This window comes from Microbacterium sp. CH1, from assembly GCF_001595495.1.
In the GTDB taxonomy this organism is placed as follows: Bacteria; Actinomycetota; Actinomycetes; order Actinomycetales; family Microbacteriaceae; genus Microbacterium.
The window spans coordinates 791,113-812,916 of sequence record NZ_LOSO01000011.1 but is presented as its reverse complement, the minus strand read 5'-3'; the positions used below and the strand labels follow the sequence as shown (position 1 = coordinate 812,916).

At 70.9% G+C, this 21,804-nt stretch carries 18 protein-coding genes; 15 read left to right on the top strand and 3 right to left on the bottom strand.

Annotated elements, in window-relative coordinates:
* Positions 1 to 17: 17 nt before the first annotated feature.
* The 6 genes from AUV07_RS07335 to AUV07_RS17540 all read left to right on the top strand — a co-directional run bounded on the left by AUV07_RS07335 (position 18) and on the right by AUV07_RS17540 (position 8,117).
* Entirely contained in the window at positions 18 to 1,058 is a 1,041-nt protein-coding gene (locus AUV07_RS07335; protein WP_025103176.1) for a TIGR00730 family Rossman fold protein, read from the top strand.
* A gap of 189 nt (positions 1,059 to 1,247) precedes the next feature.
* Entirely contained in the window at positions 1,248 to 2,231 is a 984-nt protein-coding gene (nusA, locus tag AUV07_RS07330) for a transcription termination factor NusA (protein ID WP_062634952.1), read from the top strand.
* Between the two features lie 62 nt (positions 2,232 to 2,293).
* A complete protein-coding gene (locus AUV07_RS17280) occupies positions 2,294 to 2,548 on the top strand; it encodes a YlxR family protein (RefSeq protein WP_081811550.1) in 255 nt (84 codons plus the stop codon).
* Positions 2,549 to 2,642: 94 nt separating this feature from the next.
* On the top strand, positions 2,643 to 5,375 hold the full coding sequence (infB, locus tag AUV07_RS07325) for a translation initiation factor IF-2 (protein ID WP_062634951.1): 2,733 nt from the start codon (positions 2,643 to 2,645) through the stop codon (positions 5,373 to 5,375).
* 105 nt (positions 5,376 to 5,480) lie between these two features.
* A complete protein-coding gene (gene rbfA, locus AUV07_RS07320) occupies positions 5,481 to 5,906 on the top strand; it encodes a 30S ribosome-binding factor RbfA (protein ID WP_060923633.1) in 426 nt (141 codons plus the stop codon).
* Positions 5,907 to 5,978: 72 nt separating this feature from the next.
* Positions 5,979 to 8,117: a helix-turn-helix transcriptional regulator gene (locus tag AUV07_RS17540; RefSeq protein ID WP_062634949.1), complete on the top strand. Its 2,139-nt coding sequence runs from the start codon at positions 5,979 to 5,981 to the stop codon at positions 8,115 to 8,117.
* A 4-nt stretch (positions 8,118 to 8,121) separates the two neighbouring features.
* Here the strand turns inward: AUV07_RS17540 and AUV07_RS07310 are convergent, their stop codons facing one another.
* Positions 8,122 to 9,018 (bottom strand): A/G-specific adenine glycosylase, encoded by an 897-nt coding sequence (locus AUV07_RS07310; protein WP_442922880.1) that lies wholly within the window; start codon positions 9,016 to 9,018, stop codon positions 8,122 to 8,124.
* A 52-nt stretch (positions 9,019 to 9,070) separates the two neighbouring features.
* Between AUV07_RS07310 and truB the strand changes: the two genes are divergently transcribed.
* From truB to AUV07_RS07280, 6 genes are all read left to right on the top strand, one after another.
* Positions 9,071 to 9,964 carry a tRNA pseudouridine(55) synthase TruB gene (gene truB / locus AUV07_RS07305; RefSeq protein WP_062634945.1) on the top strand — a complete coding sequence of 298 codons (894 nt, stop codon included), beginning with the start codon at positions 9,071 to 9,073 and terminating at the stop codon, positions 9,962 to 9,964.
* Positions 9,961 to 10,329: a hypothetical protein gene (locus AUV07_RS07300; protein ID WP_062634943.1), complete on the top strand. Its 369-nt coding sequence runs from the start codon at positions 9,961 to 9,963 to the stop codon at positions 10,327 to 10,329. The genes truB and AUV07_RS07300 overlap by 4 nt, the downstream gene beginning before the upstream one ends.
* A 55-nt stretch (positions 10,330 to 10,384) precedes the next feature.
* A complete protein-coding gene (locus tag AUV07_RS07295) occupies positions 10,385 to 10,822 on the top strand; it encodes a hypothetical protein (RefSeq protein WP_231729434.1) in 438 nt (145 codons plus the stop codon).
* The gene (locus AUV07_RS07290) at positions 10,819 to 11,769 is read left to right on the top strand and encodes a bifunctional riboflavin kinase/FAD synthetase (RefSeq protein WP_062634940.1); all 951 of its coding nucleotides are present in this window, start codon (positions 10,819 to 10,821) and stop codon (positions 11,767 to 11,769) included. Before AUV07_RS07295 ends, AUV07_RS07290 begins: the two co-directional genes overlap by 4 nt.
* Positions 11,770 to 11,970: 201 nt before the next feature.
* The gene (locus AUV07_RS07285) at positions 11,971 to 14,115 is read left to right on the top strand and encodes a DEAD/DEAH box helicase (RefSeq protein ID WP_062634939.1); all 2,145 of its coding nucleotides are present in this window, start codon (positions 11,971 to 11,973) and stop codon (positions 14,113 to 14,115) included.
* 204 nt (positions 14,116 to 14,319) lie between these two features.
* On the top strand, positions 14,320 to 15,348 hold the full coding sequence (locus AUV07_RS07280) for a 6-phosphofructokinase (protein ID WP_025103187.1): 1,029 nt from the start codon (positions 14,320 to 14,322) through the stop codon (positions 15,346 to 15,348).
* A gap of 233 nt (positions 15,349 to 15,581) precedes the next feature.
* Here the strand turns inward: AUV07_RS07280 and AUV07_RS07275 are convergent, their stop codons facing one another.
* Entirely contained in the window at positions 15,582 to 16,298 is a 717-nt protein-coding gene (locus AUV07_RS07275) for an endonuclease domain-containing protein (protein ID WP_231868212.1), read from the bottom strand.
* 574 nt (positions 16,299 to 16,872) lie between these two features.
* Positions 16,873 to 18,966 carry a S9 family peptidase gene (locus AUV07_RS07270; protein ID WP_062634936.1) on the bottom strand — a complete coding sequence of 698 codons (2,094 nt, stop codon included), beginning with the start codon at positions 18,964 to 18,966 and terminating at the stop codon, positions 16,873 to 16,875.
* Positions 18,967 to 19,121: 155 nt separating this feature from the next.
* Between AUV07_RS07270 and AUV07_RS07265 the strand changes: the two genes are divergently transcribed.
* From AUV07_RS07265 to AUV07_RS07255, 3 genes are read left to right on the top strand one after another with little or no spacing between them, the layout of a single operon-like run.
* A complete protein-coding gene (locus tag AUV07_RS07265) occupies positions 19,122 to 20,486 on the top strand; it encodes an inorganic phosphate transporter (RefSeq protein ID WP_062634935.1) in 1,365 nt (454 codons plus the stop codon).
* Positions 20,483 to 20,818, top strand: a complete 336-nt coding sequence (locus AUV07_RS07260) for a hypothetical protein (protein ID WP_025103191.1) — start codon at positions 20,483 to 20,485, stop codon at positions 20,816 to 20,818. The genes AUV07_RS07265 and AUV07_RS07260 overlap by 4 nt, the downstream gene beginning before the upstream one ends.
* Before the next feature lie 51 nt (positions 20,819 to 20,869).
* On the top strand, positions 20,870 to 21,799 hold the full coding sequence (locus AUV07_RS07255) for a phosphodiesterase (protein WP_062634933.1): 930 nt from the start codon (positions 20,870 to 20,872) through the stop codon (positions 21,797 to 21,799).
* Positions 21,800 to 21,804 lie beyond the last annotated feature (5 nt).

Here is a 21,804-nt window from a genome sequence, read left to right as displayed (position 1 = left end):
CGTGGGACGCTGGGGGCATGACCGAGGAACCGCTGCCGGCCGCTCTGAGCGACGAGATCAACCATGTGCTGGACGAAGCGGGGGTGTCCTCGGACCGCCGGCTGGTGATGCGGATGCTCCGCACGGCGCTGCTCCTCGGTGAGGACGACACCGACCGCCTCGACCTCAAGATCGCCTCCGCTGCCCTGGCCGAGATGCGCGACGCGTTCCGCCTCTTCGCCCCGTTCCGCGGCGTGCCGAAGGTGACGGTGTTCGGCTCCGCGCGCACCCTCCACGACGACCCGCTGTACCTGCAGGCGCGCGATGTCGCGGCGGCCCTCGCGAACGACGGCTGGATGGTCGTCACGGGCGCGGGCCCCGGGATCATGCAGGCGGCCGCCGAGGGGGCGGGGCCGGCGCTGTCGCTCGGCGTCTCCATCCGGCTCCCCTTCGAGGAGAAGGCGAACAGTCTCGTCGCGGGAAGCGATCAGGTCGTCGCGATGAAGTACTTCTTCACGCGCAAGCTCATGCTCATCAAGGAGTCGAGCGGATTCATCTGCCTGCCCGGGGGCTTCGGCACGCTCGACGAGATGTTCGAGCTGCTCACCCTGCAGCAGACCGGGAAGGCCGAGCCGACGCCGATCGTGCTGCTCGACGAGAAGGGCGGATCGTTCTGGCAGGGCATGCGGCGCTTCGTCGACGAGCACCTCGCCCCGATGGGGGTGATCTCCCCGGGGGACTTCGATCGCGTCGTCATCACCGACTCGGTCGAGGAGGCCCGCGCCGAGATCACCGGGTTCTGGCGCAACTACGACTCGCTGCGGTGGGTCGGGGACACGCTCGTGCTGCGGCTCAAGGCCGAGCCGACGGACGCCGAGATCGAGGAGCTCAACACCGCCTTCGCCGCACTCCTGTCGACCGGGCGGATCGAGCGCACGGCTCCCCGGTCCCCAGAGGTCGCCGATGACGACCGCCTCGACCTCCCGCGCCTCGCCCTGCACCTGGATCAGCGTCAGGTGGGCAACCTCTTCCGTCTGATCGGCGCGCTCAACGCCCTCCCGTCCGCGCCGAAGGCCTGACCAGGCGCGGGACTCCACGACGGGACAGGCCGCCGCGCGGAGGCAGGCCGGTTCCGGCAAGGGCGCCTGCTGCCGCGCGACGGCCTGTGCCGGCGGAGGCCGGATGGCCCGGGCGCGCGGCACACGGTATCGTTGTACGGATGTCGCGCGTGCATTCGGGCGCGACGAGAGCTGAATAGGGAGGCCGTCATGGACATCGAACTGAGTCTGCTGCGAGGGATCGAGAAGGAGAAGGCGATCCCGTTCGACGAGCTCGTCTCGATCATCGAGCAGGCGATCCTGACCGCGTACTCCAAGCACGTCTCGCCCGACGGCGCGACGCCGGAGGGCGTCCGCGTGCACCTCGACCGCAAGACCGGCCATGTCGCCGTCCTCCAGGTCGTCCGCGACGACGAGGGTGCGATCATCGGCGAGGAGGAGGCGACGCCGGACGACTTCGGGCGCATCGCCGCATTCGCCGCCAAGCAGGTCATCAGCCAGCGCCTCCGGGACATCGCGGACGACGCCGTCCTCGGGGAGTTCAAGGGCAAGGAGGGCGACATCGTCGCCGGCGTGATCCAGCAGGGGCCGAACCCGCGCATGATCCACGTCGACCTCGGCTCCGTCGAGGCGATCCTCCCGCCCGAGGAGCAGGTGCCCGGCGAGGAGTACGCGCACGGGTCCCGGCTGCGCGTCTACGTCACCAGCGTCGCCAAGGGGCTCAAGGGTCCGCAGATCACCGTCTCGCGCACGCACCCGGGCCTGGTCCGCAAGCTGTTCGCGCTCGAGGTGCCCGAGATCGCGGCCGGCCTGGTCGAGATCGTCGCGCTGGCCCGCGAGGCCGGGCACCGCACCAAGATCGCGGTGAAGGCGAACGACCCGGCCATCAACGCCAAGGGTGCCTGCATCGGCGAGATGGGGCGCCGTGTGCGGGCCGTCACGGAGGAGCTGGCGGGGGAGAAGATCGACATCGTCGACTACGACGCCGACCTGCCCACGTTCGTGGCGCACGCGCTGTCGCCGGCGAAGGTCACGAGCTCGTTCGTCCTCGACGCGAGCACCAAGGCCGTCCGCGCCCTCGTGCCGGACTACCAGCTGTCGCTCGCCATCGGCAAGGAGGGTCAGAACGCGCGTCTGGCCGCCAAGCTCACCGGCGCCAAGATCGACATCCAGCCGGACAGCGTCCTCGACTGATCCCTGTCCGTCCTCGACGCCACGCCCGGTGGCGGCGAGGACGGACGGAACGCAGGTGTAAGATGGAACCCGTACGAACGTGCGTCGGTTGCCGCACGCGTGCTCCCCGCTCCACTCTGCTCAGGGTGGTTGCCCAGAACGACACCCTCATCCCCGATGAGCGTGCTGTCCTGCCGGGGCGTGGCGCGTGGGTGCATCCGACACCCGAGTGCATGGAAGCCGCTCTGCGGCGTCGAGCTTTCGGAAGAGCACTGCGTGTGACCACTCAGCTGGACACACGGATCTTCGAACAGCACCCACCAAGAAACAAAGGCTGAACAGCTATGGAAACAAAGTGAACGGCTCGAAATGAGACCCGTCCGCGACTAGTGGTCTGCCCTGTCTGGGCAGACCGACCCAGACAGGAGAATTGTGGCTGGTAAACCACGCGTACATGAGATCGCCGCCGAACTCGGCGTCGACAGCAAGGTCGCACTTGCGAAGCTCAAGGAACTCGGCGAGTTCGTGAAGAGCCCGTCCTCGACGGTCGAGCCCCCGGTGGCGCGCAAGCTGCGCGCCGCGATCGAGGCCGACCCGTCCCTGAAGGCGGCCTCCGAGCCCGCTGCGGCGAAGCCCGCCGCGAAGCCGGCACCGAAGTCCTCGGCGCCCACCCCCGGTCCGAAGCCCGGCCCCAAGCCGGGTCCTGCAGCTCCGGCCGCACCCGCCCCGAGCCCGGCGCCCGCCCCCGCGGCGGAGAAGGCTCCGGCACCGTCGGCGCCCGCGAAGCCGTCGGCTCCGGCTCCGGCCGCTCCGTCCTCCGGTGACGGCAACGCCCCGAAGCCCGGCGCGCCCCGCCCCGGCAACAACCCGTTCTCGTCCGCACAGGGCATGGGCCAGCGTCCCGCAGGTCCCCGTCCCGGCAACAACCCCTTCGCCTCGGCGCAGGGGATGGGCCAGCGCCCGACCCCCGGCAACATCCCGCGTCCGCAGGCGCCCCGTCCCGGTGCTCCGCGCCCGGGTGCCCCGCGTCCCGGCTCGCCGCGACCCGGCGCACCTCGTGGTGGCCAGGGCGGTCGTCCCGGTGCTCCGTTCCAGCAGCGTACGGGCGGCCCCGGTCGTCCCGGCGGTGGTGGCGGTCCCGGTGCGGGTCCCCGTCCCGGCGGCGGTTTCGCCGGTCGTCCCGGTGGTGGCGGTCGTGGCCGTGGTCCCGGCGGCGGTACCGCCGGTGCCTTCGGCAAGGGCGGCGGCAAGAGCAAGCAGCGCAAGTCGCGGCGGGCGAAGCGGCAAGAGTTCGAGATGCGGAGCGCCCCGGTCGTCGGTGGCGTCAACGTCACCCGTGGCAACGGCGAGACGATCCGCATGCGTCGCGGTGCCTCCATCGCGGACTTCGCCGACAAGATCGAGGCCCTGACCGGCTACACCGTGCAGCCGGGCACCCTCGTCACGATCCTCTTCAACCTCGGCGAGATGGCCACGGCCACCGAGTCGCTGGATGAGGCCACGTTCGAGGTCCTCGGTGAGGAGCTGGGCTACAAGGTCCAGATGGTCTCGCCCGAGGACGAGGACAAGGAGCTCCTCGAGGGCTTCGGTCTCGACCTCGAGAAGGAGCTGGAGGAGGAGAGCGAGGACGACCTCGAGATCCGTCCCCCGGTCGTCACCGTCATGGGTCACGTCGACCACGGTAAGACGCGCCTCCTCGACGCGATCCGTCAGACCAACGTCATCGAGGGTGAGGCCGGCGGCATCACCCAGCACATCGGTGCCTACCAGGTCTGGACCGAGCACGAGGGCATCGAGCGGGCGATCACGTTCATCGACACCCCCGGTCACGAGGCGTTCACCGCCATGCGTGCCCGTGGTGCGCAGGTCACCGACCTCGCGATCCTCGTGGTCGCGGCCGACGACGGCATCATGCCGCAGACGGTCGAGGCGCTGAACCACGCCCAGGCGGCCAACGTGCCGATCGTGGTCGCGGTGAACAAGGTCGACAAGCCCGAAGCCAACCCGGCCAAGGTGCGTCAGCAGCTCACCGAGTACGGTCTGGTGGCGGAGGAGTACGGCGGCGACGTCATGTTCGTCGACGTCTCGGCCCGTGCCAACACCGGCATCCAGGAGCTCCTGGACGCGGTGCTGCTCACGGCGGATGCCGGTCTCGACCTGACCGCCAACCCGAACAAGGCCGCTCGCGGTGTCGCCATCGAGGCGAAGCTCGACAAGGGCCGCGGTTCGGTCGCGACGGTGCTGATCCAGTCCGGAACCCTCCGGGTCGGCGACGCGATCGTGGCGGGCACCGCCTACGGCCGTGTCCGCGCGATGATCGACGAGAACGGCGAGATCGTCGAGGCGGCCGCGCCGTCCCGTCCGGTCCAGGTGCAGGGTCTGAACTCCGTGCCCCGCGCCGGCGACGTCTTCATCGTCACCGAGGAAGACCGCATGGCGCGTCAGATCGCGGAGAAGCGCGAAGCCGTCGAGCGCAACGCCCAGCTGGCCAAGGCCCGCAAGCGCATCTCGCTCGAGGACTTCACCCGTGCTCTCGAAGAGGGCAAGGTCGAGTCGCTCAACCTCATCATCAAGGGTGACGTCTCCGGTGCCGTCGAGGCGCTGGAGGAGTCGCTCCTCAAGATCGAGGTCGACGACTCGGTGCAGCTGCGCATCATCCACCGCGGTGTCGGTGCGATCACCGAGTCCGACGTGAACCTGGCGACGATCGACAACGCGATCATCGTGGGCTTCAACGTCCGCCCCGACACGAAGGCGCGCGAGCGTGCTCAGCGTGAGGGCGTGGACATCCGTTTCTACTCCGTCATCTACAACGCGATCGACGAGATCGAGAGCTCGCTCAAGGGCATGCTCAAGCCGGAGTACGAAGAGGTCCAGTCGGGTGTCGCCGAGATCCGCGAGGTGTTCCGCTCCTCGAAGTTCGGCAACATCGCCGGTGTCATCGTGCGGTCCGGGACGATCACGCGCAACGCGAAGGCCCGTGTCATCCGCGACGGCGTCGTCATCGCCGATGGCCTCGCCATCGAGTCGCTGCGCCGGTTCAAGGACGACGTCACCGAGGTGCGGACGGACTACGAGGCCGGTATCGGCCTCGGCAAGTACAACGACATCCAGGTCGGCGACGAGATCGAGACGACCGAGATGGTGGAGAAGCCGCGCGGCTGATCCGCACGACTTCGGCGGCTGCCTCCTCCTCCCGTGACGGGGGAGGAGGCAGCCGCCTCCGCGGTTCGCTGGGAACCGCGACGCACAGAGGTGGGAGAAGGAACAATGGCTGGTGAACGACAGGCCCGACTCGCGGATCGCATCCGCGTCATCCTCGCCGAGCGCTTGGAGAAGGGGCTGCGCGACCCGCGTCTCGGCTTCGTGACCATCACCGACGTCCGCGTGAGCGGCGATCTGCAGCACGCGTCCGTGTTCTACACGGTGCTCGGCACGGAAGAGGAGCGCCTCGCCAGCGGTGCCGCGCTCACGTCCGCGACAGGAATGCTGCGCAGCGAGGTCGGTCGACAGCTCAGCACTCGACTCGTCCCCACGCTCGAGTTCATCCCGGACGCGCTGCCGGAGAACGCCGACCACATCACCGCTCTGCTGCGCGAGGCGCAGGAGCGCGACGCGGAGGTGGCCAAGCTGGCCTCGTCCGCGACCCACGCCGGCGAGGCCGACCCCTACCGGTCGGACGACGACGAGGACTGATGCGTCTGATACCCTCAGGTCCGCGGCGGGACAACCGGTGGATCTGGGGGGATCGACATTCAGGCGACGAGCATGCCCGCGGGGCTCTTCGTCGCGCCTGTCGTCGTGGAGCCGCTGCTGGATGAGCTTCGACGGCGGGATCTGTGCTGCGCGCCGCACGTGGCGGCGCAGTTGGCCGCCGCGCTGCCTGACGATGCCGAAGCCGTGTTCGCCGTCGCAGCCCGCCTCACACCGGAGCAGCGCCGCGGACTGAGTCGGATCCCGTGGCCGCTGCCGTCCGCGGCGGTCCATGCCGGCATCCGCGGGCTGGCGAGCGCCGACCGGCTGCTCCTGCTCACGGTGGTGCTGGCACTCGAGGAGGAGCTGGATCCGATCCTCGCGGCCGACGGACGCCGCGTGGAGGAGATACGGGCCAGCGCCGCCGCGCCGCATCTGACGATCCACGCGGGCTCGATCCGGCTCACCGACCCGCGCGTGGCCGCGGAGGTGTACGCGGCCGCGTCGGCGGCGGAGGTCGCGCGCGTGCACACCCGGCTTGCTCACGCCGCGGTCGCACGCGGGGACTGGAGTGGCGCGGCGTGGCATCGTGCGCGGTCGTGCGCCGCGCGGGATCGTCGGGCCGCAGCGGTCCTGACGGCCCGGGCCCGTGTCGCGGCCGACGCGGGACTCACGGAGCGCGCGCTGCTCCTGGCCGGTGAGGCCGCGGCGCACGAGTCCGGCGCCGTCGGCGAGGAGGCCCGGGTGCTCGCCGGCTGCGCGGCGCTCGCCTGCGGTTACGCCGCGGATGCCGAGGCGTGGCTGAGCGGCCTCTTCCCGGGCGCCGCGGAGCATCGACGGGTACGGGCGCTCGGCCCCTACCTCGCCGCCCGCACCCTTCGGCACGGCCACGTTCCCGCCGTCGATCCGCGGCGGCTCGCCTCCGGCTCCGCGGCCGACGCCACGGCATGGGCGCGATCCGCGGGGCTCGTCGCGATCCTGTGCGCGGAACGTCGCGACCGCGGGGCCGAGTGGCGCTGGCTCGCGGAGGTCCGCGGAGCCTCCCGCGCGGGGACGGACCGTGCGCTGCGCGATGCCGTGGTAGGGGTGTGCGCTCTCCTCGCCGGCGACGTCATGCCGGCGAGCGGGACCGCGGGCCTCGACGGGCTTGGCGGCGTAGCGGCGGCGCTGCAGACGGCATGCGCGGGCGACATCGACGAGGGCCTGCGGCTGCTGCGCACGGGAGGACTCCCAGGGGCGGAGCGCGATCCGGTGTTCCCCGGCTTCGAGAGCAGCCCGGTGGTGCGGGCCTACCGCGCTGTCACCGAGGTGCTGCTCCTCGTCTGGCGGGGAGACATCGGCCCGGCCAGGGAACTGCTCCGGCACGCGGCGGTCGAGCTCCCCATCACCATCCCGTTCGCCGGTCTCGGTGTCGTCCTGGCGCGGCGGCTCGACCTGGCGGTGCTCGGCGCCCTGGGCCCGATCGCGCGTGCACTCACCGACGTCCTCCCTCCCGCCGCCGAGTCGGACGTGCTGGTCGATCGCGCCGTCGAGGCCTTTCTGGACGGTTCTTTCGAGGTGGCCGTCGGCGCCATGGGGCTGTGGCGGGACCGCGGAGCCCCGCAGCCGCTGTTCGCGGTGCCGGGAATCGACGAGGTCGTGCTCTGGTCGCCGGGGGGATACCGGCCGGGGACCGTGCGGCCGCCGGAGAGCGAGATCGCCGCGGCGCTGCGGCGGGCGGTCGTCGGGTCCGCCGGCCCCACATGGCGCACGGACCTGGAGGAGCTGCGGGTGGCGGCGAGCCGGCTTCGGTCTCCGTTCGCCCGCGGGCGGGTCGAGGCCCTCCTCGGGGTCCGGTCCGGTCTGCACGGAGATGTGGTCTCGGCACGCGGGCACCTCGCGCAGGCCGAGCGGCTGTTCGAGGTCGCCGGAGCGCGGGCCTGGGAGCGCGCGGTGCGACGACGGCGGGAACGGCTCGAGGCGTCCGGGACCACGGCAGACGGGACCGCGGCCCTGTCCGCCTGCCGGAGCGCCTGGGCTCAGCGACTGACGCCCCGGGAACTCGAGGTGGCGATGCTCGCGGTCGGCGGAACGGCGAACCGCGCGATCGCGGAGCGGCTGTCGGTCTCGGTCCGCACGGTCGAGGTGCACCTCGGACGCGCGTTCGCGAAGCTGAACGTCCGCAGCCGTGTCGAACTGACCGTGTTGGCCCACCGCACCGAACAGCTCCTCTGAGCGCTCACCGTGGCAGGGAGAGGCCCTCCCCGTCGGCTTCCGCGAGCCCGTCGGCGATGAGGGAGTCGATCGCACGGTCCCGCTGACGCACGTCCGGCCAGTCCGGGAGGACGGCGGTGAGCGGGACCGCGGCGGGGGCGGCGGCGCGCAGGAGCCGGAGCACGGCGCCGCGGGCCTGGCGGTCCGAACCCTCGTACGCAGCCTGTCGTCGTCGCTCATCCCCGGTGTCGGGTCGGCCGGCCGCGAGCCACGCACACCCGTCCGCCAGCGGGCAGCGTTCGCATCGGGGCGCACGGGACGTGCAGATCGTCGCGCCGAGCTCCATCGCCGCGGCGTTGAGGACAGCGGCCTCTACGGGGTCCGCGGGCAGCAGCGCCGCCATGAGCGCGAGGTCGCGGCGGGACGGGGACCCCGGTTGTGCCCGTCCCTCGATCGCCCTGGCGAGCACGCGCCGGGTGTTGGTGTCGACGACGGGATGACGGTCGCCGTACGCGAACACGGCCACGGCACGGGCGGTGTAGTCGCCGATCCCGGAGAGGGCGAGGAGGGCGTCGACCTCACGCGGCACGACGCCGCCGTGGCGCTCGACCACCTCGACGGCCGCGCGGTGCAGCCACAGGGCGCGCCGCGGATAGCCGAGGCTCGCCCATTGCTGCACGACGTCCGCCGGAGACGCGGCCGCCATCGCGCGGGGCGTGGGCCACCGCGTCAGCCACGCATCGAGGTGCGGGATCACGCGGGTCACGGGCGTCTGCTGCAGCATGAACTCGCTTACCAGCACGCCCCAGGCGCCGAAGGCTGCGTGGAACTCCGGGCGGCGCCACGGCAGATCGCGCGCCTCTTCGGCGTACCAGCCGTGCAGGGGCGTCATCGTCGCAGGAGACGGTGCGGGCGCGGCCATCCCTCCAGCCTAGGCGAGCGGTCTCCGCTCCCGGCGTCGGTAGGCTGGAGGGATGGCGACCCCCGGCATCCTCCTCGTCGACAAGCCCGGCGGGCTGACCAGTCACGACGTGGTCGCCCGCACCAGGCGGGCCTTCGGGACCCGCAAGGTCGGTCACGCGGGGACCCTCGACCCGATGGCCACCGGACTGCTCGTCATCGGCATCGAGGGCGCGACCCGCCTCCTCACCTACATCGTGGGCGCGGACAAGACGTACGAGGCGACCATCCGGCTCGGAGCCGTCACCTCCACGGATGACGCGGAGGGCGAGATCCTCCACCGCGCGGATGAGAGCGCCCTCGCGACGATCGAGGAGGCGGCGATCGATGCCGGAGTGGCCGCGCTGACGGGCGCGATCTCCCAGGTCCCGAGTGCGGTGTCGGCGATCAAGGTCGACGGCCGCCGCGCCTACGACCGCGTCCGTGCGGGGGAGGAGGTGGTCCTCCCGCCGCGAGACGTCGTCGTGTCCCGGTTCGACGTCGTCGCGCGTCGCCGCGACGAGCACGCGATCGATCTCGATGTCGTCGTGGACTGCTCGTCCGGAACCTACATCCGCTCGCTGGCCCGCGACCTGGGCGCCGGCCTCGGCGTCGGCGGCCACCTGACCGCTCTCCGCCGCACCCGCGTCGGCCCGTTCGACGTGCGCGACGCCGTGGCGATCGACGCCCTCGAGGGCGCTCCCGTGCTCACCCCCGGCGCCGCCGCCGGCCGCGTGCTCCCCGCCCTCCCCGTCACAGCGGAGGAGGCGCGTGACCTGAGACACGGCAAACGTCTCGCGGGGCAGGCGGTGCGCCTGGACGGACCGCTCGCGGCGGCCATCGAAGACGACGGCACGCTCGTGGGGGTCGTCGAGAAGCGCGGTGCCGATGTGAAGAGCGCCATGAACATGCCGGAGGTCTCCCGATGATCCTGTGGTTCACGATCGTGCAGATCGTCGTCGCCGTCGCCGCCGGGCTCTTCTGCCTCGGCGCGGGGTTCGCCGGCCGTCGCCCCAGCGACTTCTCCGTCGGGGCGCTCGCTTTCGTCGAGGTGCTGCTGATCGTGCAGATCGTCGTCGCCATCGTCGCGCCGCTCGCGGGGAACCCGCCCACCGGGGATCTGCTGGAGCTCTGGGTGTACCTCATCTCGGCGGCCCTGCTTCCGATCGGGGCCGTGCTCTGGGCGCTGATGGAACGCAGCCGGTGGAGCACCGTCGTGCTCGGCGTGGCCGCCCTCGCGATCGCGATCATGCTGTGGCGCATGCAGGTGATTTGGACCGTCCAGGTCGCCTGAGCGCCAGCCGGGGCGGACGCCGGGCGGCTCGCCCGGCTCTAGGATGGAATGCGCTATGAGCTCCACCGCCCCCTCCACTCGGATGACCGGTATCGGTCGTGTCCTGGTGATCGTCTACGCCGTGATGGCGCTGGCGGCCACCGGGCGCAGCTTCGTGCAGATCGTCCGTCGATTCGACGAGGCCCCGTTGGCCTACAGCCTCTCGGCGCTGGCCGCGGTCGTGTACGTCCTGGCGACGCTCGCGCTCGTCTTCGCGCGTCGTCGCGGCTGGTACACCGTCGCGTGGGTGGCGATCGTCTTCGAACTCACCGGGGTGCTGGTCGTCGGCGTGCTCAGCCTCGTCCTCCCCGAGCTCTTCCAGCACGAGACCGTATGGTCGCTGTTCGGGCGCGGCTACCTCTTCATCCCCCTCGTCCTCCCGATCTTCGGGATCTGGTGGCTGCGCACGCACCGGCCCGTCGAGACCGCGCGTCCGGTCGAGGTCGCCGCGTGATCGTGTTCCGGAATCCGGACGAGGTGCCGGAGGACTTCGGGCCCAGCGCCGTCGCCATCGGCAAGTTCGACGGCGTGCACGAGGGGCACCGCGCCGTCATCCGCCGCCTGGAGGAGGCTGCCGCGGCCTCGGGGAGCCGTGCCGTCGCGGTCACGTTCGACCGCAACCCCCTCGCCGTGATCCGTCCCGACCGGTGTCCCGAGAACGTCGTGACCGTCGACCGCAAGTTGGAGCTCCTCGGCGAGCTCGGACTCGACGCGACGCTCGTGCTGACGTTCGACGAGACGCTCGCCGCCCGGAGCGCGGAGGACTTCGTCGTCGACATCCTCGTCGGCGCGCTGCACGTGTCCACGGTGCTCGTCGGCGCCGACTTCCGCTTCGGACACCGGGGCGCCGGCACCCCCGAGCTGCTTCGGGAGCTCGGCCCCCGGTACGGGTTCACGGTCGAGGTCGTCGACGACGTCTACCTTCCGGGATCGAGCCGCCGGGTCTCGTCGAGCTGGATCCGCGAGCTGCTGATGGCGGGGGACGTCGCCGAGGCGGCCCGCGCCCTCGGACGGTACCCCGACGTGCGCGGCGTCGTCGTCCACGGGCTGAAACGCGGACGCGAGCTCGGGTTCCCGACCGCCAACCTCTCCACCATCGTCGACGCGTTCGTCCCCGCCGACGGCGTCTACGCCGGCTGGCTCGTCGACCACGACACCGGCATCCGGCACCCGTCGGCGATCTCGGTGGGCACGAACCCCACCTTCGACGACGTGCTCGTCCGTCAGGTCGAGGCGCACGTGCTGGGGGAGACCGGGCTCGACCTCTACGGTCACTACGTGACGGTGGAGTTCGTGCAGCGGCTGCGCGGCATGGTCGCGTTCGAGGGCATCGAGAAGCTGATGACGCAGATGGCCGCCGACGTCGCACAGGCCGCGGCCATCCTCGAGGTCTCCGCGTAACACGGCGGCGCCCTGCTTCCGCGGCCGGGGGTGGGGATGGCATAGAATGGCAGCAGGCTCCCACCGGTCCCGCACGTATCGCGTGCTCCGGCGGGAACACCGATCCACAGTCCGCACGGTCCTGGCTCACGCCACACGCGGACGACGAGAACGGCTCACGGCTCCCTGAGGGCGCCGGAGCCCTTCAGGCTCAGGAGGAGCATGCCGACCACGGCAACCGCCGCCCCGCGGCGCAAGAAGACGTCCCGTCGCGATGACGAGGCACCCCTCATCCCGATTCTCGCGCGCAAGGTGCGGGAGATCGAGGCGAAGTCCCAGCGGGGAAAGCTGGGTCCCACGAACCGCACGAAGTTCCAGGTGATCGCGTTCCTGGTGCGCGAGGAGCGCGCCAGGGTGAAGGCCGACACGGAGATCACCGACGCGGCCCGCGCCGAGCTGCTCAAGCGGCTCGACGGTGTCGCGACGATCCTCGCGAAGACGGCCGCGCGGGACACCTCGCTCATCCAGCTGCTCGAGGCCGACCAGGCCACCTCGCCGGTCGCCAAGCGGATGCGGCGCGACTGGCTGCTCGAGTCGGGGGCCGAGCTCCCGCCGGAGGAGCTCATCATCGCCGACCCCGCGCCCGTGCAGGTGTCGGTGGTCCCCGCGGCCATCGCCGAGCGTCAGGTCACCCCGCCCTCGGTGGAGGCCCGTCAGCTGGCCAACCCGTTCCTCGCGCCCGACCTGACCCCGCGTCCGGCCAGCACGCCCCGCCGCCGCCTCGACGGCTGGGAGCTCATGGGGCCGCTGTACAAGGCCTTCGAGACCGGCGCGGGCGGTGCGGCAGCGTCGATGGAGCTTCCGCCGGCTCCGGAGTTCGATCACATCTCGCCCAAGGGGCGCGAGATCATGGTGCACCAGTCCCGTTTCCTCGAGGCTGTGCGCGCCGGACACCGCAGCTTCCTGCTCGCCGACGAGCCGGGCCTCGGCAAGACGGCGCAGTCGGTGCTCGCGGCCTCCGTCGCCGGCGCCTATCCGCTGCTCGTCGTGGTACCCAACGTCGTGAAGATGAACTGGGCGCGCGAGGTCGAGCGGTGGACGCCGCAGCGTCGTGCCACGGTCATCCAGGGCGACGGCGACGACATCGACGCCTTCGCCGACGTGTTCATCGTCAACTACGAGATCCTCGACCGTCACATGTCCTGGCTCGCGTCGATCGGCCTGCGCGGCATGGTCGTCGACGAGGCGCACTTCATCAAGAACCTCTCGTCGCAGCGTTCGCAGAACGTGCTCTCGCTCGCGGCGCAGGTGCGCGAGCGCACGCCGGGGCACGACCCGCTCATGCTCGCCCTCACCGGCACCCCGCTCATCAACGATGTCGAGGACTTCGACGCCATCTGGCGTTTCCTCGGCTGGACGAACGGCGAGAAGCCCGGGCCGGAGCTCATGGAGAAGCTCGACGCGACGGGGCTCACGCCCGCGGACAAGGCCTTCTATCCGGAGGCCCGCGACGCGGTGATCTCGATGGGCATCGTGCGACGCAAGAAGAAGGACGTCGCCGCCGACCTGCCCGACAAGCTGGTCGCCGATCTGCCGGTGCAGCTCGACGACGAGTTCGGTCGCAGCATCCGCCAGGCCGAGCGCGAGCTGGGAGAGCGCCTGGCCACCCGCTACCGCCGCATCATCGAGGCACGCGGCGACCGCGGTCTCGCGCCCGGCGAGATCGACGACGACATCGTCCGGCTCGTGGCGCAGAACGAGCTCGAGGAGTCGAAGGCCGCCGGTACCGGGGGAGACAACGTCTTCACCATGGTGCGCCGCATCGGTCAGGCGAAGGCACTCCTCGCGGCCGACTACGCCGCACAGCTGCAGCGGTCGGTCGGCAAGGTCGTGTTCTTCGCGAAGCACATCGACGTCATGGACCAGGCGGAGGCGCACTTCGCCTCCGCAGGCATCCGCGCGGTGTCCATCCGCGGTGACCAGACCAACACGGCACGGCAGCAGGCCATCGACGACTTCAACGGCGACCCCGAGGTCGGCATCGCGGTGTGCTCGCTCACGGCGGCCGGCGTCGGACTCAACCTGCAGGCGGCCTCGAACGTCGTCCTCGCGGAGCTGTCGTGGACCGCCGCCGAGCAGACGCAGGCCATCGACCGCGTGCACCGCATCGGCCAGGACGAGCCGGTCACCGCCTGGCGGATCATCGCCGCGCACACGATCGACACGAAGATCGCCGAGCTCATCGACCAGAAGCAGGGCCTCGCGGCCCGTGCGCTGGACGGCGAGGCGACGGAGGAGACGGCGAGCGAGTCGGTGCAGCTGGCGGCCCTCACGCACCTTCTGCGTGAGGCTCTGGGCGGGCGCTGAGACGCCGTCAAGAACACGGGTTCTTAACTGCGATTTCTAGGCCTCATCCTGTCGGGACGCGAAGTTCGGGGTGATCGCTCGCCGCGGCCGTCAAGATCCTCGGTTTTCGACGCGCTCGAATGGCCACGCGAGGGGGCGGCGCGCTAGTGTCGATCGCAGGCACTGTCGCCGCACCCCCATCCCTCGACCTCCGAAGGCAGCAGCATGAAGATCGGCATCCTGACGAGCGGCGGCGACTGCCCCGGACTCAACGCGGTCATCCGCGGCATCGTGCTCAAGGGCACCACGACCTACGACCTGGAGTTCGTCGGCATCCGCGACGGATGGCGCGGCGTCGTCGAGGGCGACTTCATGCCCCTGACGCGGCATGAGGTGAAGGGCCTGTCGAAGGTGGGCGGCACGATCCTCGGCACCAGCCGCACCAACCCCTACGAGGGGGAGCGCGGAGGCGCCGACAACATCGCGAAGACCCTCTACGGGCACAAGATCGACGGCATCGTCGCGATCGGCGGCGAAGGCACCCTCGCGGCGGCGGACCGTCTCGCCAAGGACGGCATCAAGGTGCTCGGCGTTCCGAAGACGATCGACAACGACCTCCGGGCCACCGACTACTCGTTCGGCTTCGACACCGCCGTGAACATCGCCACGGACGCCATGGACCGGCTCCGGACCACGGGCGACTCCCACCAGCGCTGCATGGTCGCCGAGGTCATGGGTCGTCACGTTGGCTGGATCGCCCTGCACGCCGGAATGGCCGCGGGCGCGCACGTCATCTGCATCCCCGAGGTGCCGATGTCGCTGGACGAGATCACCGCTCTCGTCACGAGCGCCCACGATCGCGGTCGCGCGCCGCTCGTCGTCGTCTCCGAGGGCTTCAAGCTCGCCGGTATGGACGAGGCCTACAGCGACAAGGGGCTGGATGCGTTCAACCGTCCGCGGCTCGGCGGCATCGGCGATCTGCTCGCCCCTGAGATCGAGCGGATCACGGGCATCGAGACGCGCGCCACCATCCTCGGCCACATCCAGCGCGGCGGCTCGCCGTCGGCCTTCGACCGCGTCCTCGCGACCCGGCTCGGCCTGCACGCCGCGGATGCGATCGTGGACGGCGCCTGGGGGCAGATGGTCGCGATGCAGGGCACCGACATCGTCCGCGTCCCGTTCGCCGACGCTCTGGGCGAGCTCAACACCGTGCCCCGCTACCGCTACGACGAGGCAGCCGCCCTCTTCGGCTGACCGCCGGCTTCAGGCTCTCGCGCGGCTTCAGGCGTCCTGCTGTCTTTCTTGCCTGAACTCTCGTGAGAGCCTGTGTCCGCGCGTTCGCCTGTTCTCACGGCCTCGCGCTGTGTCAGGCTCTCGCGTGGCTTCAGGCGTCCTGCTGTCTTCCTTGCCTGAACTTGCGTGAGTGCCTGTGTCCGCGCGTTCGCCTGTTCTCACGGCCTCGCGCTGTGTCAGGCTCTCCCGCGGCTTCAGGCGTCCTGCTGTCTTTCTTGCCTGTTCTCGGGCGAGGGCCTGTGATTGTGTTCGGTCTGCTCCCCGCGAGCCGTCGCGCCAGGGCGTGCGCGATGCAGGCCCTGCGCGAGCGCGGCCAGGACGGTGGCCTCGACATGAGTGTCATCGATCATGACCTGGTGGTAATCGAAGCGCAGGACGGTGTACCCGCGGAGTGCGAGCCTCGCGTCCGCAGCAAGATCACGCCGCCGGTCCCCGGCCGCGCTGTGGTGGCGGAAGCCGTCGATCTGGATGGCGAGCCGTTCGCCGATGACACCGTCGAGCGGATGGCCGTCCACCCACACCTGCTGTCGCACGTCGATGCCGATCGCGCGCATCCGTTCGACGAAGACCGTCTCGGGACCGGAGTCCGACCGGCCGCGGACGATTCGAGCGAGGCGGTCAGCGGCGTGGCACCGCCACCGCACCCGCGCGAGCGTATCCAGCTCCACCGCCCCGTGGCGGATGGCGGACTCCCAGATCGCGCGGGCCTCGACGGGCGGCCGACATCGCGCGACCTGGAAGAGGACATCCAGGACGGGATCGACCGCCGCGCGCGGATGCGCCGGCACGGGCCCCTGGGCGCAGTGCACCTGGACGCCGCCGCGGTCGAACCGAGAAGCGGTACGCGGGAGGGCGACGTGCACGTCCGTGGCCCCGATGTCCCACCATCCGGCGAGAGCCGCAGCGCTCACACAGGTGACTCTCCCGCCGACCGAAGCAGCCGCCCGGCGCCGTGGATCGACATCGGGGAGGAGGAGCCACGACCGGCGCACACGCTCGAGCGTGCCTTCCTGCACCGCGCGACGCACTGGTACTCGGTGAACCCCGCCTCACGTACTCGCGACGAATGCGCGGAGCCTCCCTGCTCTCGAACCCAGCTCTCGACCCTCGTGCGTCTCACCCCTCCACCCTGAGCGCTCGCGCAGCACTCTCCATCGCAGCCCTCCGGATGGGGAGATCGTTCGCGAAATCCTGGCCCTGTGCAGGATCAGTCGTCGCGTGTGGTCACCACAGGCGTCCGCGCGAGATCAGGCAGCAAGAGCCTCTCGCGCCTGATGCCGCCCTAGCGCCTGATGCGGCGCGGAAGCTTGAGCCGACGTCAGACACGGGAGTGCAGGCTTCCGCCCGAGATCAGGCCAGGAGAGCCACGCCTGCCTGATGCCGCGCGAATGCCTGATGCCGCGCGAATGCCTGATGCCGCGCGCGCCTGATGTCGCGTGAGCGCCTGATGCCGCGCGTGACTGACGTCGCGCGTGACTGATGCCGTCAGGCGAGGTGGAGGGTGTCGAGCAGCCAGGCGAGCTCGAACGCCCGCTCGCGCCAGGAGTTGTACCGCCCGCTCACGCCCCCGTGTCCCGCGACCATCTCGCACTTGAGCAGTACGTCCTTCGCGCCGGCCTCCCGCAGCCGGGCGACCCACTTGGCGGGCTCCACGTAGAGCACGCGGGTGTCGTTCAGCGAGGTCACCGCGAGGATCCGCGGGTACTCCACGCCGTCGCGCACGTTCTCGTACGGGGTGTACGACTTCATGTACGCGTACACCTCCGGGTCGTGCAGCGGGTCGCCCCACTCGTCCCACTCGATCACCGTGAGGGGGAGCGAGGGGTCGAGGATCGTGGTCAACGCGTCGACGAACGGCACTCCCGCGAGGATCCCGGCGAACAGCTCCGGGGCGAGGTTGGCGACCGCGCCCATCAGCAGACCACCCGCGCTGCCGCCCTCCGCGACGAGCTGGGCCGGGGTCGTGGTGCCCTCGTCGACGAGGTGCCGGGCGCAGGCGACGAAGTCCGTGAAGGTGTTCCGCTTGTACAGGAGCTTGCCCTCTTCGTACCACTGCCGGCCCATCTCGCCGCCGCCACGCACATGCGCCACAGCGAAGACGACTCCGCGGTCCAGCTCCGAGAGTCGGGCGACGGAGAAGCCCGGGTCGATGGAGTGCTCGTACGAGCCGTAGCCGTAGAGGTGGATGGGCCGGGGCGTCGCGCCGGGCTCTCCGAAGGAGCGCTTCCAGACGAGGGAGATCGGCACGCGCGTGCCGTCCTCCGCGGTGGCCCATTCCCGCCGCTGTCCGTAGTCGGCGGGGTCGTAGTCGCCGAGCACCGTCACCTGCTTGCGGAGGACGAGTTCGCGCGTCGCGAGGTCGAGTTCGTACACCGTGCCGGGCGTGACGAACGACGTGTAGCCGAGGCGCAGGAAGGGGGAGTGCCACTCCGGGTTGCCGCTGACGCCCGCCGAGTAGAGGGGCTCGTCGAACTGCAGCTCCTCCACGGCGTCCGTCGCGTAGTCCAGGAGCCCGACCCGTTCGAGGCCCTCGCTGCGGTACTCCACCGTGGCGAAGTCGCGGAACGCATCCACCCCGAGCAGCCGTCGTCCCGGCTGATGCGCGACGACGACGCGGCGCTCGCCCTGCGGATCGTCTGCCGCCACGGAGACGAGCTCGAAGTCCAGGGCGTCGTCATTGTGCAGGATGAGCAGGCGGTCCTCGCCGTCCACGACCGCGTGCTCGAGCGAGTACTCCACGCCCTCCCGCCGCGGCCATACCGGACGTGGCTCCGCGGTGATGTCACCGGTCAGGTCGACGAGGTACTCCTCGCTCGTGATGCTGGAGCCCACGCCGATCACGAGGTAGCGACGGCTGCGCGTGATCCCGGCGCCGAGCCAGAACTTCTCGTCGGGCTCGTGGAAGAGCTGGATGTCGTCCGACACCGGGGTCCCGAGCCGGTGCAGCCACAGGGTGTCGGGGCGCCAGGCATCGTCGCGCGTCGTATAGAGGATGCCGGTGCCGTCGGGTGTGAAGAACGCGCCCCCGGTGTTCGGGATCTCGTCGGCGAGCGTGACGCCCGTCTCCAGGTCGCGCACGCGCACGGTGTAGAGCTCGTCGCCCTCGAAATCGGTCGACCACAGCAGCTTCGTCGCGTCGTCGGAGGTGTCGAACGCGCCGAGCGAGAAGAACTCGTGCCCCTCCGCCTCGACGTTGCCGTCCAGCAGCACGACCTCGCCGGGTACCGGGACCCCGGGCTCGAGACGCGGGGGCGTCCAGTCGCCCTCGACGGCGGCGGCCCGGCAGTGGATGCCGTACTGCGCGCCTTCCTCGGTGCGGCTGTAGTACCACCACTCTCCGCGTCGCGTCGGCACGGAGAGATCCGTCTCCTGCACGCGGCCCTTGATCTCCTGGAAGAGCGTCTCGCGGAGCGCCGCCAGATGCGCCGTCTCCGCCTCGGTATGCGCGTTCTCGGCCTCCAGGTGCGCGATGACCTCGGGGGAGTCCTTGGCACGCAGCCACTCGTACGGGTCGTCGACCGTGTCGCCGTGGTGCGTGCGGAGGGTCGAGCGGCGGGCGGCGATCGGGGCGTCAGTCACCGTCCCACGCTATCCCAGGTCGAGTTTGACCGGCACGGGGGACGGTGGCAGGATTTACCGGGGCCGGTAAACGGAAGTCAAACCCACGGTGAACTCTTCGTTCGTCACGTCGATCCCGTCGACATCTCCCTCTTCCTCAAGACCGAAAGCGAACGGTGGAAACCGCAGCCCTCATCGTCGTGCTCGTCATCGCGCTGGCACTCTTCTTCGATTTCACGAACGGGTTTCACGACACCGCGAACGCGATGGCCACGCCCATCGCGACCGGGGCGCTCAAGCCCAAGACCGCGGTGCTCCTGGCCGCTCTCCTCAACCTCGTCGGCGCCTTCCTGTCGACCGAGGTGTCCAAGACCATCTCCGGCGGCATCATCCAGGAGGATGCGATCCTCGCCGCGGGGGCGGAGCTGTTCCTCTCACTGATCTTCGCCGGACTCATCGGCGCGATCACCTGGAACATGCTGACCTGGCTGCTCGGCCTGCCGTCCAGCTCGTCCCACGCCCTCTTCGGCGGTCTGATCGGCGCGACGCTCGTGGGAGCCGGCCTCGGCGGCATCGACTTCGGCGCCGTGCTGTCGAAGATCGTCCTCCCCGCTCTCATCGCCCCGATCACCGCCGGCATCATCGCCTTCGTGGCGACGAAGATCGCCTACTCGGTCACCCGGCGCTACGACGGCAAGCCAGACGGGCGCGACGGCTTCCGCTGGGGTCAGATCTTCACGTCGTCCCTGGTCGCGCTCGCCCACGGAACCAACGACGCGCAGAAGACGATGGGCGTCATCACCCTCGCGATGATCACGATCGGCTGGCAGTCCGGTGCACACCACGAGCCCGAGCTCTGGGTCATCGTCGCCTGTGCGTTCACGATCGCCCTCGGCACGTATCTCGGCGGCTGGCGCATCATCCGCACGCTGGGCAAGGGCCTGACCGACGTCAAGCCGGCGCAGGGCTTCGCGGCCGAGAGCTCGACGGCGGCGACGATCCTGGCCTCCAGCGCCCTGGGCTTCGCCCTCTCCACCACGCAGGTGGCCTCGGGATCGGTCATCGGATCGGGTCTCGGTCGCCGCGGCTCGACGGTCCGCTGGCGGACGGCCGGTCGCATCGGCGTCGGCTGGCTGCTGACCCTGCCCGCGGCCGGAGGGGTCGGCGCCCTGGCGGCGCTGCTCGTCGTCTGGCTCGGTCCCTGGGGTGTGGCCATCGATGCCGTGCTCGCGGTGGTGATCATCCTCGGGCTGTACATGCGTTCGCGACGCAACGCCGTCACGCCGGCCAACGCCATGAGCGATGTCGCCGAGTCCCACCTCGCGGTCGAGGTTCCCGAGACGCCGCCGCCCACGCGTCGTCAGCAGCGCATCGCCCAGGCGAAGGCGGAGGCGAAGGCCCGCGCCGAGGCCAAGGAGAAGGCGAAGGCCGAGGCCAAGGACAAGGCGAAGAAGAAGGCCAAGGCCAAGGCCGACGCGAAGGCCGCGAAGACCGGCAGCGCCTCCTCGTCCGACGCGTCGCAGAACGGGGATCCGGCATGAACGTCACGATCGACTGGATCGCCTTCCTGCAGGTGTTCGCCGCCGCGCTCATCGGCGCCGCCGCCATCGTCACCTTCTACGCCCTGGGTCTGCGTCTGCTCGTACGCAGCGGCCGGGCCCCCGTGGTGAGCCCGGCGGAGTTCACCGACGCCATCACGGTGATCTCCGAGAAGGAGCTCAAGCGGGCCGCCAAGCAGGCGGCGAAGGCGGCGAGGAAGAGCCCGCTCACCGAGGGGCAGAAGACCCTCGCCCTCGTGGGCGCCTACGGCTGCTTCGTGCTCTGCGGGGCCGCGGTCATCGCCGGCATCCTGCTCATCGTCGTCGGCCACTGAGCCTCCGGCGCGCCAGGGACGGGCGTCGGCACCCGCCCCTAGGCTGAGGGCATGTCCGCAACCAACGGAACGCCCCCGGTCTTCGGCCGATACGCCCCCGCGTCCCATGTCCTGATCCATGTCAGCGACCCGCACTTCCTGGCCGGCGGCGCGGCGTTGGGGGGACGGTACGACGTCGAGCGCACGTTCGCGCGGACGCTCGAGGCGATCCGCGCCGTGCATCCCGCTCCCGCCGCCATCGTGATCACCGGGGACCTCGCCGACCTCGGCGAGCCGGATGCGTACCGCCGGCTGCGTGCGGCGATCGAGCCGGTCGCCGCCGAACTGGGCGCTCCCGTGGTCTGGGTCGCGGGCAACCATGACGAGCGCCCGGCGCTCCGCGAGGCGCTCCTGGACGGCGAGCCCACCGAGGAGCCGGTCACCGGGGTGTGGGATCTCGACGGGCTGCGGCTCGTGGCCCTCGACACCAGCGTCCCGGGATGGCACCACGGCGACCTCGACCCGGCGCAGCTCGCGTGGTTGGCCGACGTCCTCGCGGAGCCCGCGCCGCACGGGACGATCCTGGCGATGCACCATCCGCCGCTGCCCAGCCACCTGCCGCTGTTCGACATCCTCGAGCTCCGTCATCAGGACGAGCTCGCCGCCGTCATCCGCGGCACCGACGTCCGCGGCATCCTCGCCGGCCACCTGCACTACTCCTCACACGGTCTGTTCGCCGGCGTCCCGGTGAGCGTCGCGTCCGCGACCTGCTACACCATGAACGTCGCCCGTCCGGCGGCGGAGGTGAACGGCATGGACGCCGCCCAGTCGTTCCAGCTCGTGCACGTGCGGCCGGAGACCCTCACGCACACGGTCGTCCCCGTGGTCGACGCGCCGACCGACGACTACTTCTCGGAGGAGTGGATCGCGCGGATGGCGGCGCTGACCCCGGAGGAGCGCCTGGAGGCGTTCTCCCGGAAAACCCCGCAAGGACCGGCGTAGACTGG